Genomic DNA, 21,969 nt, shown 5'->3' with positions numbered 1-21,969 from the left:
GTTCCAGATGGCGCACACCGCGCCGCCTGACCCAAACAGCACCCAAAATGATCGCCACCGTCCAGTCCGTGCTCCCCGATACCGCCCGCCCGACGGTCGCGCTCATCTTCAACGTCCAGACCCCATACCGCCTGCACCTCACCCGCCGCCTGGTCGACGAGGTCCCCGGGGTCCGCTTCTGCTCCCTCTTTACCCACGACCAGGCCGACCAGGCCTGGGAGAAGCAGCACCACGCCGAGATCAACCCCGTCTACTTCGGCCAGGGCCAGCCCGTCGTCGAGATCGGCCAGCGCAAGTGGTTCAAGCGCGACTGGCAGAAGGGCGGCGAGATCATCGCCTGGCTCAAGGCCAACGACGTCAAGGCCGTGTTCCTCGGCGGCTATCAGGACGCCACCCGCGCCCGCCTCATCGCCTGGTGCCGCCTGCACAAGGTCCCTTGCTACATGGTGGCCGACAGCAACTCCCGCGGCGACCTCGCCCGTGGCGCTAAGGCCGTCATCAAGAAGCTCGTCGTCTCCTCGGTCGTCCGCGCCGTCTCTGGCTTCATGGTCTGCGGCCGCCTCGGCGCCGAGTACTTCGCCAACTACGGCGCCAAGCGCGAGAAGACCTTCATCAGCCCCTACGAGCCCGACTACTCGCTCATCGACCAGATCACCGACGAGCAGGCCCGCACCGCATGCCGCCGCCACGCCCTCCGCCCGCACCTCAAGCGCATCGTCACCTGCTGCCGCCTCGTCGACGTCAAGCGCGTCGACCTCGTGATCGACGCCTTCGCGAACATCAGCGCGCAGCGCCCCGACTTTGAGCTCGTCGTCGTCGGCAGCGGCCCGAACATGCAGGCCCTGAAGGACCGCGTCCCCGAGCACCTCCGCGGACGCGTCATCTTCACCGGCTTCATCGGCGACCAGGCCGAGATCTCCGCCATCTACCGCGCCTCCCACGTCTTCGCCCTCGCCTCCGACTACGAGCCCTGGGGCGTGGTCATCAACGAGGCCGCGGCCGCGGGTCTCGCCATCGTCTCCACCAACGTCGTCGGCGCCGCCTACGAGCTGGTGAAGGAAGGCGTCAACGGCCGCACGGTCAACAAGGGCAACCTCGACGAGCTCACCGCCGCGCTGCTCGAAGCCACCGACGACCGCAACCTCGACCGCTACCGCGCCGCGTCCCGCGAGGTGCTCGCCGACTGGCGCCGCACCGCCGACCCCGTCGACGGCATGCGCCTCGCGCTCGCCGCCGCGGGCGTCCCCAACAGCGGCTGGAAGGGCACCTTCGCCACCACCCTCGAGCCCGCCCCCTCCCGCGAAGCTCCGGCGGAGTCCCTCTCCGACTCCGCCCTCGGCCTGCCCTCCCCCGAGGCCGCCATCCAGGCCTGACCTCCTCCTCAACCCGCCGCAGAACGCCCCAATCTGCCCCTCCACGGCCCCATAACCCGCGCCGTTGAAGCCCTGCGCCCCGCTCCTGCGTATACCTCCGGGCCGGCGTCATAACGGCCGCAAGTCCTTCCGATACTCATTCAGGCCCCTCGTTCGAGCGGCCCACCAGGGGAGTTGGAGATGGCATATCGCTCATTGGGAGCAGCGCTGGCAACGCTGATGCTCTGCGCCGGCTCCGCCATCAGCACCGCCGCCATCAACGCCGATCCCAACGCCCCCCGCCTTGACCTCCGCGGCCACGCCTTCAACCCCGCCCTCGACGTCCTCTCCGGCGCACAGTTCTCCGCCGCCCGCCACGTCATCATCCTCGACGGCCCCCTCACCCCCGCCCGCGAGAAGCAACTCACGGATGCCGGCGTTCAGCTCGGCTCTTACCTGCCCACCAACGCCTTCATCGCCGTCCTCTCCAACACCACGCCCGCGCAGCTCCGCGCCCTGGGCTTTGTTCTCTGGGCCGGCGAATACCAGCGCGCCTGGAAGATCGACGCCGCCCTCGTCGCGGGCGCCCACGGCCGCCCCTTCGAGACCCCGCTCCGGCGCGAGATGGCCGACGCCGGCCTCGTCGCCGCGCACGTCTGGCTCTTCGACGACGAGCCCTCCGACCCCGTCCGCGACGCGCTGATCAAGCTCCCCAACACCCAGGTCGTCTCCATCGACCATGTCGGCCGCACCGCCTGCCTCAACATCATTATGCCCGCCGCCGACGTGCACCGCCTCGCCGACCTCCCCGGCGTGCAGTTCGCCGAGCACCAGCCCGAGTTCACCCCCCGCGGCGGCAACTCCGAAACCCGCTGGATCGTCCAGACCAACGTCACCAACGAGACCCCGCTCTACAACATCGGCGTCACCGGCGCGGGCCAGATCATCGGCCTGATCGACGGCGGCATCGGCGTCAGCCACTGCTCGTTCTTTGACGCCGTGAACCCCATCGGCCCCAACCACCGCAAGATCCTCGCGTACAACGCGGCCTCGCAGTTCGCCGACTCCCACGGCACGCACATCGCCGGCACCCTCGCCGGCGACAACGGCGTCTTCGACAACACCCGCGGCATCGCCTACGGCGCCAAGCTCGTCTTCAACCAGTGGCCCAGCCCCAACGAGCAGAGCCAGATCCAGCGCCACAGCCTCCACTACTCGCAAGGCGCCGCTATCCACAGCAACAGCTGGGGCGACAGCGTCTCCACCGCCTACGACTCCGCCTGCCGCGGCCTCGACTCCTTCCAGCACGACTTCGACGACAACCTGATCTTCTTCGCGGTCACCAACAGCAACACCACCGTCCGCAACCCCGAGAACGCCAAGAACGTCCTCGCCGTCGCCGGCTCCGGCAGCGCCGGCGCTCAGCAGCAGGTGTGCGTCGGCGGCTGGGCGCCCACGGCCGACGGCCGCCGCAAGCCCGAGATCACCGCCCCCGGATGCGCCATCTCCTCCTCCGGTACCACCGGCTGTGGCACCGCGCAGCAGACCGGAACCTCCATGGCCTGCCCCGCCGCCGCCGCCGCCGCGACCCTCGCCCGCCAGTACTTCATGGGCGGCTACTACCCCACCGGCACGCCCACGCCCGGCAACGCCTTCACGCCCTCCGGCGCGCTGATCAAAGCCGTGGTTGCCAACTCCGCCCAGGACATGACCGGCAACCCTGGGTACCCCAGCGACCGTGAAGGCTGGGGACGCGTGACCATCGCCAACGTCCTGGGCTTCGCCCCCGACCAGCGCAAGCTGCTCCTCAGCGATGTGCGCAATGCCAACCCCGCCGCCCTCACCACCGGCCAGACCAGCGAGATCACCTTCCACGTCGGCCCCTGCGAGAGCGTGCTCAAAGCCACCCTCGCCTACCACGACGCCCCCGCCCTTGCCAACGCCGCCTCCGCTCCCGTCAACAACCTCGACCTTGAGCTCATCGACCCCGAGGGCAACGTCTACCGCGGCAACTTTTTCGCCAACGGCTCGTCGGTCGCCGGCGGCACCGCCGACGCCCTCAACAACCTCGAGCAGGTCTACGTGACCTCCCCCGCCGTCGGCCGCTGGACCGCCCGCGTCATCGCCACCGCCGTGAACGACGGCCCGCAGGGCTTCGCCCTCGTCGTCGCCGGCCCCGTTGACCAGAACGCCTGCGGCTCCGCCGACTTCAACTGCGACGGCGACACGGGCACCGACCAGGACATCGAGGCCTTCTTCGCCGCCCTTGGCGGCACCGGCCCCGGCGACGCCGACTTCAACCGCGACGGCGACACCGGCACCGACCAGGACATCGAGGCATTCTTCCGCGTCTTGGGCGGCAACCCCTGCTGAAACCAAAACCTGCGGTTTGACAAACCGCAAGCGGCCTTTCACAATCCGCAGGTGGAGTTGCACAAACCGAAAGTACACCCGCTGACCCGACTCTCCGACGACGACCTCGAGCTCGTCATGCAGCTGGTCCTGCACGGCGGGTCGCTCAAGGGTGTCGGTGAGCACTTCAAGGTGAGCTACCCCACGGTCCGTGGGCGGCTCAACAAGGTCATCGTGCGGCTGGAGGCCATCCGCGCCGGGCACCGGCCCGACCCCCTCACCGAGCTGCTGGGCGAGCTGGTGGACAGGAGCGAGCTCACGCTCGCGCAGGCCAAACGCATCCGGGCCGCGGCGGTCCAGTCGGCCCAGCAATAGGATCGCCCGATGCGTGTGCTCATCACTGCGATTGGCTCGCACGGCGACATCAACCCGTTCATCGGCGTCGGCCGCGCCCTGCTCGCCCGCGGCCACAGCGCCGCCCTCATCAGCAACCCGTACTTCAAGGGCCAGGTCGAAGAGGCCGGCCTCGAGTTCATCCCGCTGGGCGAAGCCCTCGACCTCCGCGACCTCAAGGACATGCCCGACGTCATGCACCCGCGCAAGGCCGCGAAGGTGGTGGTGAACGAGCTCATGCTGCCCTTCGCCGAGCAGACGCTCCGCGAGCTGCCCGGCATCATGGACGCCTACCGCCCCGACGCCGTCATGCACCACCACATCTGCATAGCCACCGCGTGGGTGTGCGAGAAGCGCGCCGTCCCCACCGCCAACGCCGTGCTCGCCCCCATGATGTGGATGAGCCGCGCCGACACCTTCAGCCCCATGTGGTGGTCCCCGCTGCACCCGCCGAAGTGGTTCCGCTGGACCATGACCAAGCTCTTCCGCCCGCTCATCAAGATGCAGATGAGCCCGCCCTTCAACCGCCTGCGCCGCGAGCACGGCCTCAAGCCCCTCGACGACTGCTGGCGCGACGCCTGCCGCAACGGCACCGTGAACCTCGGACTCTGGTCGCGCGAGTTCCGCGGCCCCGTCGACGGCGACCCCGAGCAGGGCGTCATCTGCGGCTTCCCGCTGCACGACCGCCATGGCGAACAGGAGCACGCGGGCGAGCTCGTCGAGCGCTTCCTCGCCGCCGGCCCGGAGCCCGTGCTCTTCTCGCTGGGCACCGCTGCCGTGCACGTCGCCCGCGACTTCTACCAGATCGCCAGCGACGCCTGCCGCCTCATGGGCCGGCGCGGCATGCTGCTGGTGGGCAACTCCGGCGTGACCGTGAAGGACCCGCCGCCGGGCGTCGCCGTGTTCACCTACATCCCGTTCTCGAAGGTCATGCCGCGCGTCGCCGCGAGCGTGCACCACGGCGGCATCGGCACCACCGCCCAGGGTCTCCGCGCCGGCAAGCCCACCGTCATCGTCCCCCACGCCCACGACCAGTTCGACAACGCCGCGCGGGCCAAGCGCCTGGGCGTCTCCGAGACCGTGATCCGCGGCCGCCTCACCGCCCGCCGCCTCGCCGACGCGGTGATGAGCGTGCTGGAGAATCCCACGGCCAGGGCCAACGCCACCGTGCTCGCCGCCCGGCTCAAGACCGAGGACGGGGCCGCGGTGGCCGCGGATTGCATCGAAAAGCTGGCGGGCAGCGCGAACACACAACCCACCCCGGCTCTATCGTCTGCCTCGTGAGCGATTCGCCATTCCAACCTGGTCAACCCGGCGGCCCCGGCGCCGAGTGGTTCGCCCATGGCGAAGGCCTCGCCTTCCAGTGCACCCTCTGCGGCAACTGCTGCACCGGCGCCGAGGGCTACGTCCTCTTCACCGACGCCGAGGCCGCGGCCCTCGCCCGCCGCCTCAACATCACCCTCCCCGAGTTCCTCGAGCTCTACACCCACGACACCATCCGCGGGCGCTCGCTCAAGGAGCGCGAGACCACGCACGGCTTCGACTGCGTTTTCCTCGACCGCGACAAGATCCCCGGCAAGGCCGTGTGCGGCGTGTACGAGGACCGCCCCGCCCAGTGCCGCACGTGGCCCTTCTGGAAGAGCAATCTCACCAGCCGCTGGGCCTGGGAACGCGCCAAGCGCACCTGCCCCGGCATGGACAAAGGCCGCGTGTACCCCGTGCAGCAGGTCCGCGTGCTCCGCGACGCGGTCGACATCTGATGCGTGCCATGGCCTGCCCGCGTGCCATGGCGACGTCTTCGTCGCTATGGATCATCCCCTGACCTTCAATGGACCCCGAGCACCACCAACTCCGCCACGCCTGGCTCACCGCCGCCCGCGACAAAACCATCGCCGCCGAGCTTGAGGCCGTGTACACCCTCATCGCCGACCAGATCGACGCCCGCGCCCCCCGCTGCGACATCTCCGGCCGCTGCTGCCACTTCGAACAGCACGGCCACCGCCTCTACGTGACAGGCCTAGAGGCCGCGTACACCGTGTCGCGCCTGGGGCTGGTCGGAAGGAACGCGCATAGCGACGAAGACGTCGCCATGGCACGCATACGCGGCGATTGCCCGTTCCTGGTGAACGAACGCTGCACCGTCCACCCCATCCGCCCCCTCGGCTGCCGCGTCTACTTCTGCGATCCCACCGCCCAGGACTGGCAGCAGGACCTCAGCGAACGCACGCTCGCGATGGTGCGGGCCATCCACGAGAAGCACGACGTGCCCTACCGGTATGGAGAGTGGCGGGGGATGCTGGAGCTTCTAGTCGAGCGATGACGAACACCGCACCGAGATGAAGACATCTCGGTGGCACGACACAACCAACTCACTCCACCATGTGCGCTGGCTTCGGCGTCTCCTCCGAGAACCGCTCGCGAGACACCTGCCCGCCCGGCTCGCTCACCGTCAGCAGGTTCAGGTCGTCGTTGATCCGCGTCACCAGGTGCACGGGGCGGCCCCAGATGAGCCGCAGGGCGTGCAGCACCTCCTTTGCCCGCGCGGCCTCCACCTCCAGCCCCGAGAACTTGTGCGCCAGCACCAGCTCGCCCCGGTTCAGGTAGTTGGCGTCCACCACGTAGATGAACGGCTGCCCCGCGTTGGTGAGGTGGTGCAGCAGCGTCTGCTTCACCCGCTGGAAGTCGCGCGAGACGATCTTGATCTCGCCCGTCTGCGGGTCGCGCCGGTGCTGGTACATCTTGTGCCTCTCGACGAACTCCTCGGTGAGGAACTCGTCGATGAACGACACGTCGTTGTAGATGCGGCGGACCTCGAAGATCTTCTCGCGGCCCTTCATCGACTTGTCGTCGTGGCGCTGCTTGGCCCCGATCTCAGAGATCTCCTCCCAGCGCGGGCCGTGCTGCCCGGTGTTCCACCGCCGCTCGATGTCCTTGAAGAGCTCGACGCCGATCTTGTAGGGGTTGAAGCCGCCGGGGGGCATGTGCACCACACCGCTGTGCTGGTCGGCGTAGTGCACGATCTCCTTCGCCTCCAGGAAGTGCTGCGTCATGAGCTTGCTGTGCCAGTAGGTGGCCCAGCCCTCGTTCATGACCTTGGTCATCGCCTGCGGCGCGTAGTAGTACGCCTCGTCGCGGATGATGCTCAGGATGTCCTGCTTCCACTCCGGCAGGCGCGCGTGCCGCAGCAGGAACAGCAGCACGTCCCGCGTGGGGCGCGCCGGGTACTTGGTCTGCGCCGCCTTCCGCCGCTCGTCGTGCGCCTTGCGCTGCCGCTCCAGCTCCTCCTGCGGGTTGATGAACGGGTCCATGTAGTCCTTGGCGGGGAGCTTCTCCGCCTGGAACGCCGCGGCCGCGTGGGCGTCGCCCTCCTCGTCGTGGAACTCCGCCGCGTGCCGCAGCGACTCGCCCGGCGGGGCCGACACCCGCGGCTCCTCCCGCATCACGAAGGGCGAGTGCGGGTCGATGAGGTTCTCCAGCGACAGGCACGCGTCGATGAACTTCTCGACCTCGTCGTGCCCGTGCCGCTCGATGTGCCGCCGCACGCGGGTGGCGTGGTTGGCCATCTCGTCCATCATCTTGCGGTTGGTCTTGCTGAACCACAGGTTGTGCTTGAAGAAGTCGGCGTGCCCGTACACGTGGGCCATCACCAGCTTCTGGTCGGTCACCGCGTTGGACTCCTGCAGGTAGGCGTAGCAGGGGTCGTTGTTGATCACCATTTCGTAGATGCGGCCCAGGCCATAGGCGTCCCGCTTGCTGAGCTTCTCGTACTCCATCCCCCAGCGCCAGTGCGGGTAGCGGGTGGGGAAGCCGCCGTAGGAGGCGATCTGGTTCATCACCTCGAAGGGCAGGACCTCGAAGACGACCTCGTAGAAGTCGAGCCCGTACTCGATGGCCTTGGCCTTGATGGCCTGCATGTGGGCCAGGAGTTCGGGGCTGAGCTCGGTGTGGGGGGTGCCCGGCATGGTTGGATTATCGGCTAAGGGGCCGTGGAGTGATACGACGGGGTGGATGAAAGGGATTTAGACGGTGGCTGCTAAGCACGCCCGCCAGCGCCCGGGCGCGTCGGCGTGCCGTTCGAGAAATCCGCGACCCGATGGCAGCAAAGGCCCATGGATTTCATTGCGTGAGCGCGTGCAGGGGCCACAATGGGGGACCTTCGGGAGCTGTTCCATGCGCGCAAAGACCGTCGTTGCCGGGCTGGTGATCGGTGTCGGGGCGTCGGTCGCCGGGGCCGACGTGCTGCGCTGGATCAACGCCTCGGGCGGGAGCTGGACCGACGCTGCGAACTGGGATGCAGGGCGCGTCCCAACGCAGCAGGACGACGTCGTGCTCGACCTCCCGGGCACCTACACCATCAACGTGCCGCAGGACGGGTACGTGGGGCTGGTCTCCATCCGCAACGGCAACGTCGTGCTCACGGGGCCCGGCGTGCTCAGCTCCATCTCGGGGCAGGGTGGCGTCGGCTTGACCGTGGGGCAGCCGGGGCAGCCCGCATCGCTCACGGTGTCAGGAGCCCGGTTCTACCACGTCGCGTCCGCGGGCGACACGATCCAAATCGAACCGGGCAGTCGGATGGAGGTCACCACCGGTGGCTCTCTCTACACCACGCACAGCGGCGCGGACATCAAAGTCGGGGCCACGCTCGTCATCTCCGGCGGCACCTTCAACCCCGGCTGGACCCGCCTGCGCGGCACCGGCCTGGTCACCAGCGGGCTCCTGACCGGTGAGTTCATGGAGATCGGCCCTGCCGCCAATCTGCTGGTCACGGGCCCAAGTGCGGTGGTGCGGTCGCAGGAAGGGTGGGGCACCATCGGGGGCACGATTCAGGTGACCGATGGCGGACGTCTGAACCTCTACGCGGGCACCGATGGGATCGGCGTCAACATCTCCGCTTCCGACGGTGGACTGGTCGAGGGCTCGAATCTCGAGCTCGACGCGGCGAGCTCCGTTGTTGTCGGCGAGGGCGGCGTGTGGAGGGTGACCAGCACGTACCGAGGCCCGGTGACCGCACGGGCCGGTGCCGACTTCCTCATCGGCGGCGTCTTCCACTCGACCTTGGACGTGGACCAGGCGGCGATTGTCACGCGGGGGTTCATTGCGCTGAAGCAGGGTCTGACGGTGGAGATTGACGGCGCGGCAGAGCCCGCGGCCGCGCTGGTCCCCGCTTACGGACAGAACAACTGGACCTACATCACCGGCCCCCTCAACCTCCGTGTGCGCAACGCCAACGCCCTCCGCCCCGGCGACGTCATCCCCATCTTCCGCCACGAGTTGAACGACACCCAGGCCTTCAGCGCCCTCAACGCACCCAGCATCGGCGGTGGGCGCGTGCTCACGCTGTCGCGCACAGGCAACCCCGCGACCACGAGCATCGTGGTATCGCAGGGCCCGCCTTCCTGCTACCTTGACGCCGACTTCAACGGCGACGGCGACATCGGCACCGACCAGGACATCGAGGCCTTCTTCGCCTGCATCGGCGGGACGTGCTGCGCCGCCTGCGCCTCCGCCGACTTCAACGGCGACGGCGACACCGCCACCGACCAGGACATTGAAGCGTTCTTCCACGTGCTCGGCGGGGGGAGCTGCTGAGGTCCAATAACGAGCAGAGCAGGAAATGAAGCAACCGGGATGGGTTTATCCTGGTAGCACGGGGGCACCTTTCTGGAGTTCGAGGCAATGCGGACGCTGAATATGGCGGCGGGTCTGGTCATCGCGGCAACCTGCTCGGCGGCGGGGGCTGATGTGCTCCGCTGGATCAACCCCAACGGGGGCGCCTGGACCGACGCCAGCAACTGGGACCAGGGGCGCGTGCCCACCAACATGGACTCGGCCGAGTTCGACCTGAACGCCACCTACACCGTGACAGTGCCGGCCGACCCCGGCGTGCCGGTGATCGGCATCAAGGTCCTGCGGGGCAACGTCAATATCCAGGGGCCCGGGACCAGCTTCAGCCAGATCGGGCGCATCAACTTCGCGTTTAATGGGCCCGGACACATCCTGTTAGTGGGCAGCGGGACCGACGCGGCCACGCTGACGCTGACACGGGCGCGTATCGAGACCTGCGTGGCATCCTTCAGCATCAGCCCCGGCAGCACGGCCGTCATGAGCACGGCCTCCAGCTTCTGGTCCTGCGGCATGGCGCAGCTGACCGTGCCCACCGGCGCCACACTGCGGCTTGAAGGCGGCGGCGTGAGCCCCGGCACGCTGCTCATCCAGGGCGGCACCGCCATTGTGACCTCCGGCAGCCTGAACGGCGAGAGCGTGGCGGTGAGCGCGGGGAGCACGGTCCGTCTGTCGGGCACCGGCTCGCGCTTCAGCTACGAGAACTCGATGGTACTGCGCGGGCTGGTGGAAGTGCAGGATGGCGCCCAGATCGCCGCGATTGGCGGCCCCTCGTCCATCCCCATTACCGGCGAAGGGTGCGACCTGCGGCTGATCAACGGAACACTCGGCTCTCCAGGCTTCCGCGGCGACGCCGCGACCACCGTCACCCTCACCGGCAACTACAACTGGGTCGCCCAGAGCAGCAACTCCGAGTACCGCGGCGTGTTCAGCGCCGGGCCCGGTGGCCAGGTCCAGGTGTGGGGCCGCCACTACGCGCCCGCCGAGTTCGACCAGGCATCGATCAACACCCTCTCCACCTTCGGGGGCTTCCAAGGCGGGCTCACGCTCAAGGTCGACGGCCTGATCGACCCGCCCACGCCCGTGGTCCGCCGCTCCGCAGCGAGCTTCGGGGACACCATCCTTGACGGCCCGCTCGTCGTGGAAGTGCGCAACAGCAACGCCCTCCGCGTCGGCGACGTGGTGCCGCTGCTCCAGCACCAGGCCAACACCCACGGCAGCTTCACGTCGGTCCAGGTTCCAGTCATCGGCGGCGGGCGCGTGCTCGAGGTGTACGCCGAGGGCACGCCCCTCACCACCTACCTGCGCGTCGCGGCCGGCGGCCCCTCCTGCTACTTCGACGCCGACTTCAACGGCGACGGCGACATCGGCACCGACCAGGACATCGAGGCGTTCTTCGCCTGCCTCGGCGGCACCTGCTGCGCCGCCTGCGCCTCCGCCGACTTCAACGGCGATGGCGACACCGCGACCGACCAGGACATCGAAGCCTTCTTCCACGTGCTGGGCGGGGGGTCGTGCTGAACAGGCGGAGCACCGAGATGAAGACATCTCGGTGGCACTAGGCCAGCGTGACCTCCGCGAGCAGCAGCAGCGCGGCCGCGCCGAACAGCGCGGCCCACGACCAGAAGATCGCCGACGCCCGCCGTTCGGGTGTGCGCCGGCGGAAGCTCTCCCGCGCAAGCACGAGCCGGATCGCCAGCACGCAGCCGACGACCAGCATGACGCTCGGCAGCACCCACAGCCGCGTGTGGGCAGGGTGGTCCAGCGCCGGTGTGCTCGCCGAAGTCGCAACGCTCAGGCCCCGCACCAGGAACGCGCCCGCCAGCACCGCCGTCAGCCCCGCGCCCGCGAGCGCGGTGATGTAGGCGGTCCGCCACCGGTTGGGCCATACCACGTCCACGTCGATCACCCGCCCGCACTCCGGGCACCGCCCGCTCGTCACCTTGTGCAGGTCGTACCCGCAGTCCGGGCAGGGCGTCGGGTGGTTCATCAGGTGCCGCTGCCACTTGGGCACGTTCTGGAGCGCATCCTCCCGCGCCTCGGTGATGAAGGTTGGCAGCTTCGAGAACGCCACATCCGCAGCGTACCACACCAGCGCGTCGCTCCAGACGACCTCGCCGACCTCGAATGACCTATCGGCCGTGCTCACACCACCGCCCCCACACCCCTCGCAGCGCCGTCTGCATGCGAGCCGCGAACCCAGCCGCGTCGCACAGCGGCGACGCCAGCAGTTCGCCCCGCAGCCCGGCGTGCAGTCCCTCCCGTCGCGGGCCGTCACCCGCCAGCGCCACCACCTTCTCCGCGTACTCCGCCTCCGTCGCGGCGATCAGCTCCGCATGCCCGACGTTTGTCAGCAGCGACACCCCCACGCGCCCGGGGTGCTGGCTCCCCGCCAGCGTGACCACCGGCACCCCCATCAGCAGCGCCTCGCACGTCGTGGTCGTCCCGTTGTACGGGAAAGGGTCCAGCGCGATGTCCACGCGCTGGTACAGAGCCAGGTGCTCGCGCACGCCCTGCGTCCGCGGCAGAAACTCGATCCTCGCCGCGTCCGCGCCCGCCTCTCTGAAGCGAGCGAGCACGCCCTCGCGCAGCCCCTGATCATCAGGGTGCCCACCCTTGAGCAGCAGCCTGGCCTCCGGCAGCCGGGCGAGGATGCCCGCCCACACGCGGATCACCCCGCGGTTGAGCTTCTGCACGGAGTTGAACGACGCGAGCGTCAGCGGCGAGGGCGGAGCACCCCCCACAGAGTGCCGCGGCTCGGGCACATCCGCCGGCGGCATGTAGCACAAAAAGCACGGGTCCAGCCGCAGCAGCCGCTCCGTCGCCTGCGACTCCGCCCCCGCGGGGTCGGTGTGCGAATCCACAATGCGGTAGTCAATCGACGTGAGGCCCGTGGTGTTGGGATACCCCAGGTACGTCACCTGCACCGGCGCCGGCCGCCGGTGCAGCGCCGCCAGCGAGTGCGCGTGCGTGTGCCCGCTGAGCTCGATGAGAATGTCCACCCCGTCCGCGTGCATCTTCTCCGCCAGGGCCTGGTCCGAAATGTTGTCCATCACGTGCCACTGACCTTTGCACCGCCCCACCACCAGCGCCCGCAGCCGCGCCGTCACCCCGTCCGCGATGCGGTTGGTCTGGTAGACGACGATCTCGAGCCCCGCCGCGTCCAGGTGCTCCAGCCACGGCTCGATGAAGTACGCCACCGAGTGCTGCCGCAGGTCGGGTGACACCACCCCCACCCGCAGCCGCTTGCCAGGGTCGCGCGCATTCGCGTATGTCCGCGCCGGGAACGGGTCCGCCGCCTCCAGCAGCGCCGCGTACCGCCGGTGCGCCGCTAGCGACTCCGCTGGCTTCACCCCCGGCAGGTAGTTGAGCATCAGCGCCAGCCCGCTGGCCAAGTGCGGATTCTGCGGGTGCCGCGCCGCCGCCGCCCGCGTGAGCTCCACGCACTCCTCGATCCGCCCCAGCGACAGCAAGGCCCCCGCCAGGATCGCTTGCAGCCCCTCGTGCTCCGGATGCTGCGCCAGCCCCTCTTTGCACACGCGCTCGGCATCCGCCTGCAGCTCCACCTGCGCCAACGTGAACGCCAGCTGCTCCATCAGCTGCGGGTGCCCCGGGTGCTGCTCGAGCGCGCGGCGCAGCAGCTCCGCCGCCTTCCGCGGCTGGTTCTCGAACCCCAGCAGCCGCCCCAACTCAACCACAAAGTGCGGCTCCCGCGGCGAAAGCTCGTGCGCCCGCTGCGCAAAGTGCAACGCCTGCTTCGTCTGCCCCAGCGTCAGCAGCACCGAGGCCATCGTGGACGCCACCGCCGGATCACGCGGCGAGGTCTGAACCAGCCGCTGGCACATCACCCGCGCCTGCTCAGGATTGCTCGCGAGAAGAGCGTGCACGTGCTGGAGCTTGGCCTGTGACATCGGGTTCAGCGGGTAAGGAGCCTGTTGGCGTGGTCACGCGCGAGCTGCTCCGCGTGCAGGCAGTCATCCAGGGTGTTGAGCGCGCCAGGCCTGATCGACTCCACCGTTGCCAGCACGGCCTCGATCACCGCCCCAAACCGCAGCGGCCTCGCCGAGTGCTCGCGCTCCAGGAACGCGCCCACCGCCGCCTCATTCGCCGCGTTGAGGATCGCCCCCGCCGTGCCGCCCTGCCCGATAGCCCGGTACGCGAGGTTCAGCAGCGGAAAGCGCTCGTGATCCACCGGCTCAAAGCTCAGCGAGCGCAGCCCGGCCCACTCCAGCTTGCGGCTCGAAGACGCCGTCCGCCACGGCCACGCCAGCGCGTGCTGGATCGGCGTCCGCATGTCCGGCGCCGCCAGCTGCGCGATCGCGTTCCCGTCCGCGAACTCCGCGACAGCGTGCACCAGCGACTGCGGGTGCACCAGCGCCTCGATCTTCTCCGGCGCGACCGCGAACAGCCAGTGCGCCTCGATGATCTCAAGCGCCTTGTTCATCAGCGAGGCGGAATCGATCGAGACCTTCTTCCCCATCGCCCACGTCGGGTGCTTGAGCGCCGCGCTGGGCGTCGCGTCCCAGATCTGCTGGCGCGTCGCGGTCCGGAACGGCCCGCCGCTGGCGGTGAGGATCACGCGCGTCAGGTCGTTCGCCGTGGTGAAGGGCGGCGGCGTCGAAAGGTCCAGGCACTGCCACAGGGCCGCGTGCTCGGAATCCACCGGCAGGAGCTTCACGCCCCTCTCCATGGCGCGCGGGATGATCAGCGACCCCGCCGCGACCAGCGTCTCCTTGTTCGCCAGCGCAATGTCGCGCTTGAGTTCGATGGCCGCCAGCGTCGCGCGCAGCCCCGCCGACCCGACCATCGCCGCGACCACCAGGTCGCACTCGACGCTGCTCACAAGGTCCAGGGCAGCGGTGGGGGAGTCCGCCGCGCACGCCGTGCGAGCGACGCCAAAGGCCCGCGCCTGCTGCTCCAGCAGGCCACGGTTTTTCCCCGCGCACAGCCCAACCACCTCAATCCGGACCGGCGACTCACTGCGTTCGTACAGCGCGTTCAGGTGCGCGATGACCTCGAGCGTCTGCGTCCCGATCGAGCCGGTGGAGCCGAGAATGATGACGCGTCTGGTCATGCGAAACCGCAAGTGGCAAACCCGCAAAGGGCAAAGTCGGCCCAATATTTGCCCTTTGCGATTTGCCCCTTTGCCCTTTGCCTGTGAGTACTACTCCGGCTTCGCCTTGCGGTTCAGCTCACTCGCGCCCAGCTTGCGCCGAATCGCCCCGTACAACGTCCGCGGCTTGGGTGCCGGGGCCGCGGGCGGCGGCGGCGCAGGCGCCGGACGCTGCTCCCGAGGCGGCTGCGGCTGACGCGGCCGGTCATCGCGTGGCCGATCGTCACGCGGGCGGTCATCACGCGGGCGGTCCTCCCGAGGCCGCTGGTCGCGCCGCTCGCGGTTGTCCCGCCCATCGCCGCGCCCATCGCGCCCGTCGCGCTGTTCACGCGGTGGGCCGCCCTGCGGCCGCCCCTCGCGCGCCGGCTGCTGCCCGCCCTGCGGCGGCTGAGGCTGGCCGCCCTGCCCGTTGCCACCCCCGCCGCGCCCACCACGCCCGCGACGCCGACGTCGGCGGCGACGCCCGCCGCCCTCGCCGTTCTCGCCCTCGCGCTGCTCGGAAGAGCCCTGCGGCGGCCCGCCCGCCTCATCCTCAAACTCATCGCCGCCCTCGCCCTCCCGGGCATCCGGCGCCGGCGCGGGCTCTCCCACTTCGGGCGTGAACCGCCCGCCCTCGGCCTCAAAGTCCGCGGCCGCCGCGGCCTCCGCCTCATTCATCGGCGCACGCACCTCATCCGGGTCCCGCGCACCATCCTGATCACCCGCCTCGCCCTGCGTTTCCGCGGGAGCATGCCCGTTCTGCTGCGCGAACTCCCCATTCTCACGGTTCCGCCCGCGCCCGCCCCGACGCCGACGGCGCCGGCGACGCCGACCACCCTCGCCGCCCTCACCCGGCCCGCCCTGCGGCCCGCCGCCCTCCTCGAAGTCGCCTTCGTCGGCGCCCTCCGGCGGGATCGGCGTGCCCTGGTCCCGCGCATCATCCACGAGCTCCGGCGAGCTCTCCACGTGCGGGTTGGGATTCACGACGGGAGCATCGCCCCACTCCGGGTCCACCGCCTGCGACGCGGCCAGATCCCCCTCGTCACGCACCGGCGGCGCACCCCGCCCCTGGTTCTGGTAGCCGCCGCGCTGCGGCTGACGCTGACGGTCGTCACGCCGCTCGCCCTGACGCTGATCCCGCCCCTCACGACGCTCCGCCGGCCGCGCCTCGCCCGTGCGCTGCTCCCCTATCCGCTGCTCGCCCCGCGCCGGCGGCCGCTGCTCGCGCTGTGGACGCTGATCACGCGGAGCACCCTCCTCGCGCCCGTCCTCACGAGTGCGACCACGCCCGCCGCGACGGCGCCGGCGGCGCTTCCGCCCACCCTCGCCCTCGCCGCCCTCGGAGTCTGCCGACCCTCCTCGCGCCAGCCCGCCCGCACCGTCATCCGCCTCGTCAAACTCGATCGGGTGCGCCAGGTCCTCCTCCGCCACCTCAGGCTCCGGCTCGGGCGGCAGCGCCGCGGCCTCCTCCTCCGGGCTCACCGCCCAGTCCTCCGCCGCGGGCTCCTCCCACTGCACCAGGTTCCTGGGCTTCTTCGGGTTGGGCAGGCTCGTCGTATCGATGTCCGCGCCCTGCTGGTCGTACGCGTAGAACGTCACACGGTCCACCGGCACCGTCTCGCTCACCCGCACGTCCACGTGCTTGCCATAGGTGCGTTCGGTGCGCCCCAGCAGCTGCCGCTTGGTGCTCAGCAGCTCGCTCGCCACCCGCGGCGCCACCACCATCTCGCACTTGTTGACCTTCTCCCAGTCCAGGATCGCCGCCATGTCGCGCAGCGCATCCGCCGCGACCGAGTCCGGCCGCTGCAGCATGCCCCGCCCGCGGCACGTCGGGCAGTCGGTGAAGTGCACCGACTCGTGGCTGGGCCGCATCCGCTGGCGCGTCATCTCCAGGATGCCGAACTCGGAGATCTGCAGCACCGTCGTCTTCGCCCGGTCGCGCTTCAGCCGCTCCTTGAACCGCCCCTCGATGTCCTTGCGGTGCCGCGAGTCGCGCATGTCGATCAGGTCGTTGATCACGATCCCGCCCATGTCCCGCAGGCGCAGCTGCCGGCAGATCTCGTCCACCGCCTCCAGGTTCGTCTGGTACGCGTTGGTCTCCGCGTCGCGCGAGTCGCGGCTCTTGCCGCTGTTCACGTCGATCGCCACCAGCGCCTCGGTCTGGTCGATCACCAGCCGCCCGCCGCTGGGCAGCGGCACTTCGCGGGCATGGATCAGCGCGATCTGCCGCTCGATCCCGAACGCGTGGAACATCGGAGTCTTGTCGGGGAAGTGCAGCAGCTTGGTCGTGCCGCGCGGCGCCACGATCTTCATGAACCGCGACGCCCGCCGCAGCGCCAGCTCGTTATCGATGATCACCTCGGCGATCTCGCTGCTCAGCATGTCCCGCAGCGAGCGCACCAGCAGGTCGCTCTCGGAGTACAGCAGCCGCGGCTTGCCGCCGGCCTTCAGCCGCCGGTCCATGTCCTTCCACAGCCGCTGCAGGTACGCCAGGTCGCGCTTGAGCTCCGCCTTGGTCCGCGACAACCCCGCTGTCCGCAGGATGAACCCGAAGCCCTCCGGCAGGTCGAGCTGATCCAGGATCTCCCGCATCTGCCGCCGCAGGTCCTCGTCCTCCACCTTGCGGGAGACGCCGACCTTGTCCATCTGCGGCATCATCACCAGGAACCGCCCGGGGATCGACAGGTAGCTGGTGACCGTCGGCCCCTTCGTGCCCACGCCCTCCTTCAGCACCTGCACGATCACCTCATCGCCACGCCGCAGCGCCGCCTGGATCGGCGGCCGCTCCCGCCGCGGAGTCTTGAAGCCCACCCGCTCGGTGGTGTCGTCGTCCTCGCCCGGGAAGTACCGCGGGTGCAGGTCGGTCACGTGCAGGAAGCCGTTCTCCCCGCACCCAAAGTCCACGAACGCCGCCTGGATCGCCGGTTCGACGTTCACGACCTTGCCGACGTAAATGTTGCCCACGCGCGACGCCGACGCGAACTTCTCGACGTGCAGCTCTTCGAGCTTGCCGTCCTCCACGATCGCCACGCGGCACTCTTCGCCGGGGACGTAGTTGATCAGCATCTGCGCGTGCGGGGTGGAATCAGAGTTGGAACTGGGGGACATGAGGCCCTTTCGACCGCGGCCCGCCCTTCTGTGCTGGGGCGGCGGCGGGTGGCGCGGCAGAACGCGGCGCCGAGTGAGGGCGGTGGAGCGGCAAGTCTCTAAGGATCGCGCCGGAGAACGCTCGGTCGGGCCGTGATTCCCTGCGAGGGAGGCCCGCGCCCTGTGCCGCCTCACCGTCGCGGCTCATGGCGGGCTCGTCAATGAGCCGCGGCCTGAACGCCCGACGGGGCTGCAAGAGCCTCGCCCGACCGGGTGGATCAGCTGGCGTTCGCTTCACGAAGCGGCGGCCGCGATCGACCCAGTCGTCTGGCGGAACAACCCGACACCGAATGTCGGGCACCCCACCAAGTCTGCCCGGCGCGACGCGGATCGAAGGGACCCGTGCGCCGCACCGCTGGTTTGTCTTCCCTCAGCTATTCGGCGGAACGACCGTCAAAAGCCTCAGGAACGATCTGTCGAGCCCGGTCCCGCAACAACGCGGAGACCTGGACATCGGAATCAAGCGTCAGGCCTCTCGGCCATCCGCCCGCGGCCCTAGTTTAGGCAATCGCCGCCCAGCCTGCACAAGAGCCCCCCCGGGGGCCCGCCCACCAGCAGCAGCCCACGCTGATAAACACCGCACAAGTCTGCACCTGGAGCCATTACACTCTCTTAGGGCGTGAAGTCGCCTCCACTGGAGGGCTCTGCATGTTCCGTCCGGCACCTTGGGCAGTGGTCGCGGGCATCTGCATCTGCACGGCCGCCGCGCACGCCGACGACGTCATCATCAAGTCCCTTGGCGAGGTGCTCAAAGAAAACCGCGCCCTCACCGACAAACAGCGTGATGCCGTGGTGGCCCGTGCGAAGTCGGTTCTCTCAAGCACCCCATCGGTGGGAGAGGACAAGCGGACCTTCTTCCGAGCCTCCTTCCGGCAGTATCCCTGTTTGACGAGCTACACAACCAAGACCCCCGAGCGTTTCGCCGTGGCGCTCGATGTTTTCGAATATTGGATGACCGGCTTCGTAAAGGCGCCCGCGCTCACGAAGGCCGACCGCGACGCACTCGCGAAGCGCTGGGACCATCTTGAGTCCGCCGTCCCTGAGATCGTTGATGCGGTCGCACCCGGTCTTCCCGAAGACGCACGCCGCGAGCTGTCGCGCCATGCAACGGAAATCGTCGCAGCCGAACGGCCCCAGCTGGGCCTCTACCTCCGCGACCGCTATCTGCTCGTACCCGAACGCCGTCAGTCTGCCCAGGAAATCGCGGCCGCGATGTCGCGCGAGAAGCAAAGGTTCGGCTTCGGCGATATCGACATGCAGTACGAGATGAACCGTCTCTTGATGCGGGAGCAGTCCAACCCGCGAGTGGTTCAGACGGCCTTCTCTAACTTCTACCGGACCAGTGGCTCCTCCATAGGCCACGCCGTGTTGCAGGTCGTCAGCCGCGAGTTCCGCCAACACTCCGAATGGGGCGAGTGGATGCCCCCCATGCAGCCCGCGCTACAGGCGCGCGTCGATGAAACCGAGCGTGAGATCAATGAAGAGGTCCGCAGAGACCTCGAAGCCAGGATCGAAGCCGACCGCCGCGCCGAGGCCCTCAGAGAAGAACAGCGGAAACTCGAAGAAAAGCTCCCCAAGCCAGAGCCCGCCGCCGACCCCGCCCGCGAGCCGCGCCAGGACTAAACCGACCCCCGCCCGTCACTCCGCCGAGCGGCCATCAAACGCCTCCGGCACGATCTGCCGCGCCCGGTCCCGCAGCAGCGCCGACACCTGCACATCCGAGTCCAGCGTGAGCGCCTGGCGCGCCACCCGCTCGCATTGCTGCACGGTCACGCTCCGGATGAACCGCTTCAGCTGCGGGATCACCGAGCTCGTGACCGACAGCGACCGCAGCCCCAGCCCGATCAGCAACATCGCATACTCAAGGTCCCCCGCCGCCTCGCCGCAGCACGACACCGGCGTCTCGTGCCGCCGCGCCGCCCGCGACACATCCCGGATCAGCTTGATCACCGCCGGGTGCGTCGGCCGGTACAGGTGCGCCACCCGCTCGTTGATCCGGTCCACCGCCAGCGTGTACTGCACCAGGTCGTTGGTGCCGATCGAGAAAAAGTCCACCTCCCGCGCGAAGCTCTCGGCCTGGATGGCCGCGCTGGGCACCTCCACCATCATCCCGATCTCGATGTCGCGGTCGAACTTCAGCCCCTCCTCCTCCAGGTCCTCCATCACGTCGTTGACGATGAACTTCGCCTGCCGCAGCTCCCCGATCGACGTGATCAGCGGAAACATCATCTTCAGCGGCCCCAGCGCCGACGCCCGCAGGATCGCCCGGATCTGCCGCTTGAACATCGGCACGCTCCGCAGGCAGTAGCGGATCGACCGGTTCCCCAGGAACGGGTTCCGCTCCGGAACCTCCTCGCGGCTCTGCGTGTACTTGTCCGCCCCCAGGTCCACCGTGCGGATGGTCAGGTCCCGCCCCCGCGCCAGCTCCACGCACCGCTTATACGCCTTGAAGTGGTCGTTCTCGCTGGGCTCCGCGTTGGTCGTCAGGTACAGGTACTCGGTGCGGTACAGCCCGATCCCCTCGCCGCCGCTCTTGAAAACCTTGGTGACCTCGTCGGGCAGCTCGATATTCCCCAGCACGTGCACCGCCACGCCGTCCTCGGTCACCGCCGGGAGGTCCGTCACCTCCGACAGCGCCACCCGGAACAGCCGCCGCTGCTCGATATACCGCCGGTAGTCCGCGAGCGTCGTGTCGTCGGGGTTGAGCAGCACGCTGCCCTTGTCCCCATCCACGATGATCGTCTGGCCGTCGTACGCGTGCCGCAGCAGGTTCTGGCAGCCCACCACCGCGGGGATCTCCAGCGCCTTGGCGATAATGGCCGTGTGGCTGGTCATGCCGCCCAGGTCGGTGGCGAAGCCCAGGATCTTGGAGCGGTCAAACCCCGCCGTCTGCGAGGGCGTCAGGTCCCGCGCCACGATCACCGTGTTCTCGTCCGGGCTCCCCGCCCGCTTCTTCTGCTCCCCCGCCAGGTGCATCAGCATCCGGTGGGCGAGGTCGTGGATGTCGTTGACCTTGGTCGCGAACACCGAATCGCCCGCGTGCCTGAATCGGTCCGCCAGCGACGCGAACGTCTGGTCCGTCGCGTACTCCGCGCTCACCAGGTCCTTCTCGATCATCGACCGGATCTGCCGCACCAGGCTCGGGTCCTGCAGCATCCCCATGTGGAACCGGAAGATCCCCGCCGTCTCCTCGCCCATCTCCTTCTGCGCCCGCTCGTGCACGCGCTTGATGTCCGCGATCGACGCCGCGATCGCCAGGTCCAGCCGCTGCAGCTCATGCCCCACGGCCGAAGTCGGCACCTCGCGCCGCGTCACGTGGTGCGTCTCATCATCGATGACCAGGATCCGCCCAATCACGATCCCCGGCGACACCGGCAGCCCCTTGTACACCTGCATCGCCGGCTGCCCGGGCACGCGCGCGGGCGCAGGCGGCGGCGCCGGGGGCGTCGCTGATGCCGGAGTCTTGTTTGATCGCTTCTTGGGCACGGTTGTTTGCGGATACTCACGTCGCCTGAGCTGGCCGACCCCTCGACCGCCCAGCCCGCGTGCGGGTTTGGGCCGGGATTCTAACGCCTGCGCCAGGGGGCCTTGACTGGACGTGCAACTTTGGCTCTGATTGTGTATCGTGTGGGGGTCTGGTCGATCCCTCAGAGACCTCGGGGCAAGCCGCCCCGGGCCGCTTGGCTCGAAGGCCGGCGACCAACAGTTCCAGCCAGTCGGATGAGCGCAGGGCTGGAAAACGAAGGAAAGTTCATCGCGCAGGGCGGGCTCTGCTGACGCGCAGCGGCCCTGCTGGGAAGTAGAAGGTTCCATTGAACGGGGTGCGGCGGTCCGTCCCCGTGCAAGGCCAACAGCCGCGGCGTGTGTTTCCCCCGCATCCAAACGCGGGGCCGTGGTGGTTGGTGCTGGTCCTCCGCAACCTTGGGTCGTAACCCGGGCGCCATCAGGTGCTTGAGCGGGGGCAGAGCGGAATGCTCGGAGTCCGGAGCCGCGCACGAGGCGCGGGGGAGT

Annotated in this window: 15 protein-coding genes; 9 read left to right on the top strand and 6 right to left on the bottom strand. The window is 69.1% G+C overall.

What is annotated here, in order from left to right; translation table 11 throughout:
- The first annotated feature begins 47 nt into the window (after positions 1-47).
- From VD997_07635 to VD997_07610, 6 genes are all read left to right on the top strand, one after another.
- A complete protein-coding gene (locus VD997_07635; GenBank protein HYE61854.1) occupies positions 48-1,373 on the top strand; it encodes a glycosyltransferase family 4 protein in 1,326 nt (441 codons plus the stop codon).
- Positions 1,374-1,553: 180 nt separating this feature from the next.
- Entirely contained in the window at positions 1,554-3,725 is a 2,172-nt protein-coding gene (locus VD997_07630) for a S8 family serine peptidase (protein ID HYE61853.1), read from the top strand.
- A 51-nt stretch (positions 3,726-3,776) separates the two neighbouring features.
- Positions 3,777-4,079, top strand: a complete 303-nt coding sequence (locus VD997_07625) for a DUF2089 family protein (GenBank protein HYE61852.1) — start codon at positions 3,777-3,779, stop codon at positions 4,077-4,079.
- A gap of 9 nt (positions 4,080-4,088) precedes the next feature.
- Positions 4,089-5,381: a glycosyltransferase gene (locus VD997_07620; protein ID HYE61851.1), complete on the top strand. Its 1,293-nt coding sequence runs from the start codon at positions 4,089-4,091 to the stop codon at positions 5,379-5,381.
- Positions 5,378-5,857 (top strand): YkgJ family cysteine cluster protein, encoded by a 480-nt coding sequence (locus VD997_07615; protein ID HYE61850.1) that lies wholly within the window; start codon positions 5,378-5,380, stop codon positions 5,855-5,857. Before VD997_07620 ends, VD997_07615 begins: the two co-directional genes overlap by 4 nt.
- A gap of 68 nt (positions 5,858-5,925) precedes the next feature.
- Positions 5,926-6,417 (top strand): YkgJ family cysteine cluster protein, encoded by a 492-nt coding sequence (locus tag VD997_07610; protein HYE61849.1) that lies wholly within the window; start codon positions 5,926-5,928, stop codon positions 6,415-6,417.
- 49 nt (positions 6,418-6,466) lie between these two features.
- Here VD997_07610 and VD997_07605 read toward each other — a convergent pair whose 3' ends face one another.
- The gene (locus VD997_07605) at positions 6,467-8,059 is read right to left on the bottom strand and encodes a SpoVR family protein (protein ID HYE61848.1); all 1,593 of its coding nucleotides are present in this window, start codon (positions 8,057-8,059) and stop codon (positions 6,467-6,469) included.
- A 208-nt stretch (positions 8,060-8,267) separates the two neighbouring features.
- Here VD997_07605 and VD997_07600 point away from each other — a divergent pair, with 208 nt between their 5' ends.
- The gene (locus VD997_07600; protein HYE61847.1) at positions 8,268-9,686 is read left to right on the top strand and encodes a hypothetical protein; all 1,419 of its coding nucleotides are present in this window, start codon (positions 8,268-8,270) and stop codon (positions 9,684-9,686) included.
- Positions 9,687-9,773: 87 nt separating this feature from the next.
- Positions 9,774-11,240 carry a hypothetical protein gene (locus VD997_07595; GenBank protein HYE61846.1) on the top strand — a complete coding sequence of 489 codons (1,467 nt, stop codon included), beginning with the start codon at positions 9,774-9,776 and terminating at the stop codon, positions 11,238-11,240.
- A 37-nt stretch (positions 11,241-11,277) separates the two neighbouring features.
- Here VD997_07595 and VD997_07590 read toward each other — a convergent pair whose 3' ends face one another.
- The 4 genes from VD997_07590 to VD997_07575 all read right to left on the bottom strand — a co-directional run bounded on the left by VD997_07590 (position 11,278) and on the right by VD997_07575 (position 17,919).
- The gene (locus tag VD997_07590) at positions 11,278-11,868 is read right to left on the bottom strand and encodes a zinc ribbon domain-containing protein (GenBank protein HYE61845.1); all 591 of its coding nucleotides are present in this window, start codon (positions 11,866-11,868) and stop codon (positions 11,278-11,280) included.
- Complete coding sequence (locus VD997_07585; GenBank protein HYE61844.1) at positions 11,852-13,630, bottom strand: tetratricopeptide repeat protein; 1,779 nt, start codon at positions 13,628-13,630, stop codon at positions 11,852-11,854. Before VD997_07585 ends, VD997_07590 begins: the two co-directional genes overlap by 17 nt.
- Before the next feature lie 5 nt (positions 13,631-13,635).
- Positions 13,636-14,793 (bottom strand): 1-deoxy-D-xylulose-5-phosphate reductoisomerase, encoded by a 1,158-nt coding sequence (gene dxr, locus VD997_07580; GenBank protein ID HYE61843.1) that lies wholly within the window; start codon positions 14,791-14,793, stop codon positions 13,636-13,638.
- Positions 14,794-14,883: 90 nt separating this feature from the next.
- Positions 14,884-17,919 (bottom strand): Rne/Rng family ribonuclease, encoded by a 3,036-nt coding sequence (locus VD997_07575; protein HYE61842.1) that lies wholly within the window; start codon positions 17,917-17,919, stop codon positions 14,884-14,886.
- Between the two features lie 687 nt (positions 17,920-18,606).
- Between VD997_07575 and VD997_07570 the strand changes: the two genes are divergently transcribed.
- The gene (locus tag VD997_07570) at positions 18,607-19,581 is read left to right on the top strand and encodes a hypothetical protein (GenBank protein ID HYE61841.1); all 975 of its coding nucleotides are present in this window, start codon (positions 18,607-18,609) and stop codon (positions 19,579-19,581) included.
- Positions 19,582-19,596: 15 nt separating this feature from the next.
- On the opposite strand, the gene ptsP is transcribed toward VD997_07570, so the two are convergent.
- Positions 19,597-21,372: a phosphoenolpyruvate--protein phosphotransferase gene (gene ptsP, locus VD997_07565; GenBank protein ID HYE61840.1), complete on the bottom strand. Its 1,776-nt coding sequence runs from the start codon at positions 21,370-21,372 to the stop codon at positions 19,597-19,599.
- Positions 21,373-21,969 lie beyond the last annotated feature (597 nt).

This window comes from Phycisphaerales bacterium, assembly GCA_035627955.1.
GTDB lineage: Bacteria > Planctomycetota > Phycisphaerae > Phycisphaerales > UBA1924 > JAEYTB01.
Note: the sequence above shows the minus strand (reverse complement) of the source record. Positions and strands in the feature narration are given on the sequence as shown.

Bases quoted from the DNA above. Each gene is read 5' to 3' on its own strand.
- VD997_07635 (HYE61854.1), top strand. From the start codon at position 48: ATGATCGCCACCGTCCAGTCCGTGCTCCCCGATACCGCCCGCCCGACG.
- VD997_07630 (HYE61853.1), top strand. From the start codon at position 1,554: ATGGCATATCGCTCATTGGGAGCAGCGCTGGCAACGCTGATGCTCTGC.
- VD997_07620 (HYE61851.1), top strand. From the start codon at position 4,089: ATGCGTGTGCTCATCACTGCGATTGGCTCGCACGGCGACATCAACCCG.
- VD997_07610 (HYE61849.1), top strand. From the start codon at position 5,926: ATGGACCCCGAGCACCACCAACTCCGCCACGCCTGGCTCACCGCCGCC.
- VD997_07605 (HYE61848.1), bottom strand. From the start codon at position 8,059: ATGCCGGGCACCCCCCACACCGAGCTCAGCCCCGAACTCCTGGCCCAC.
- VD997_07600 (HYE61847.1), top strand. From the start codon at position 8,268: ATGCGCGCAAAGACCGTCGTTGCCGGGCTGGTGATCGGTGTCGGGGCG.
- VD997_07595 (HYE61846.1), top strand. From the start codon at position 9,774: ATGCGGACGCTGAATATGGCGGCGGGTCTGGTCATCGCGGCAACCTGC.
- VD997_07585 (HYE61844.1), bottom strand. From the start codon at position 13,630: ATGTCACAGGCCAAGCTCCAGCACGTGCACGCTCTTCTCGCGAGCAAT.
- dxr (HYE61843.1), bottom strand. From the start codon at position 14,793: ATGACCAGACGCGTCATCATTCTCGGCTCCACCGGCTCGATCGGGACG.
- VD997_07575 (HYE61842.1), bottom strand. From the start codon at position 17,919: ATGTCCCCCAGTTCCAACTCTGATTCCACCCCGCACGCGCAGATGCTG.
- VD997_07570 (HYE61841.1), top strand. From the start codon at position 18,607: ATGTTCCGTCCGGCACCTTGGGCAGTGGTCGCGGGCATCTGCATCTGC.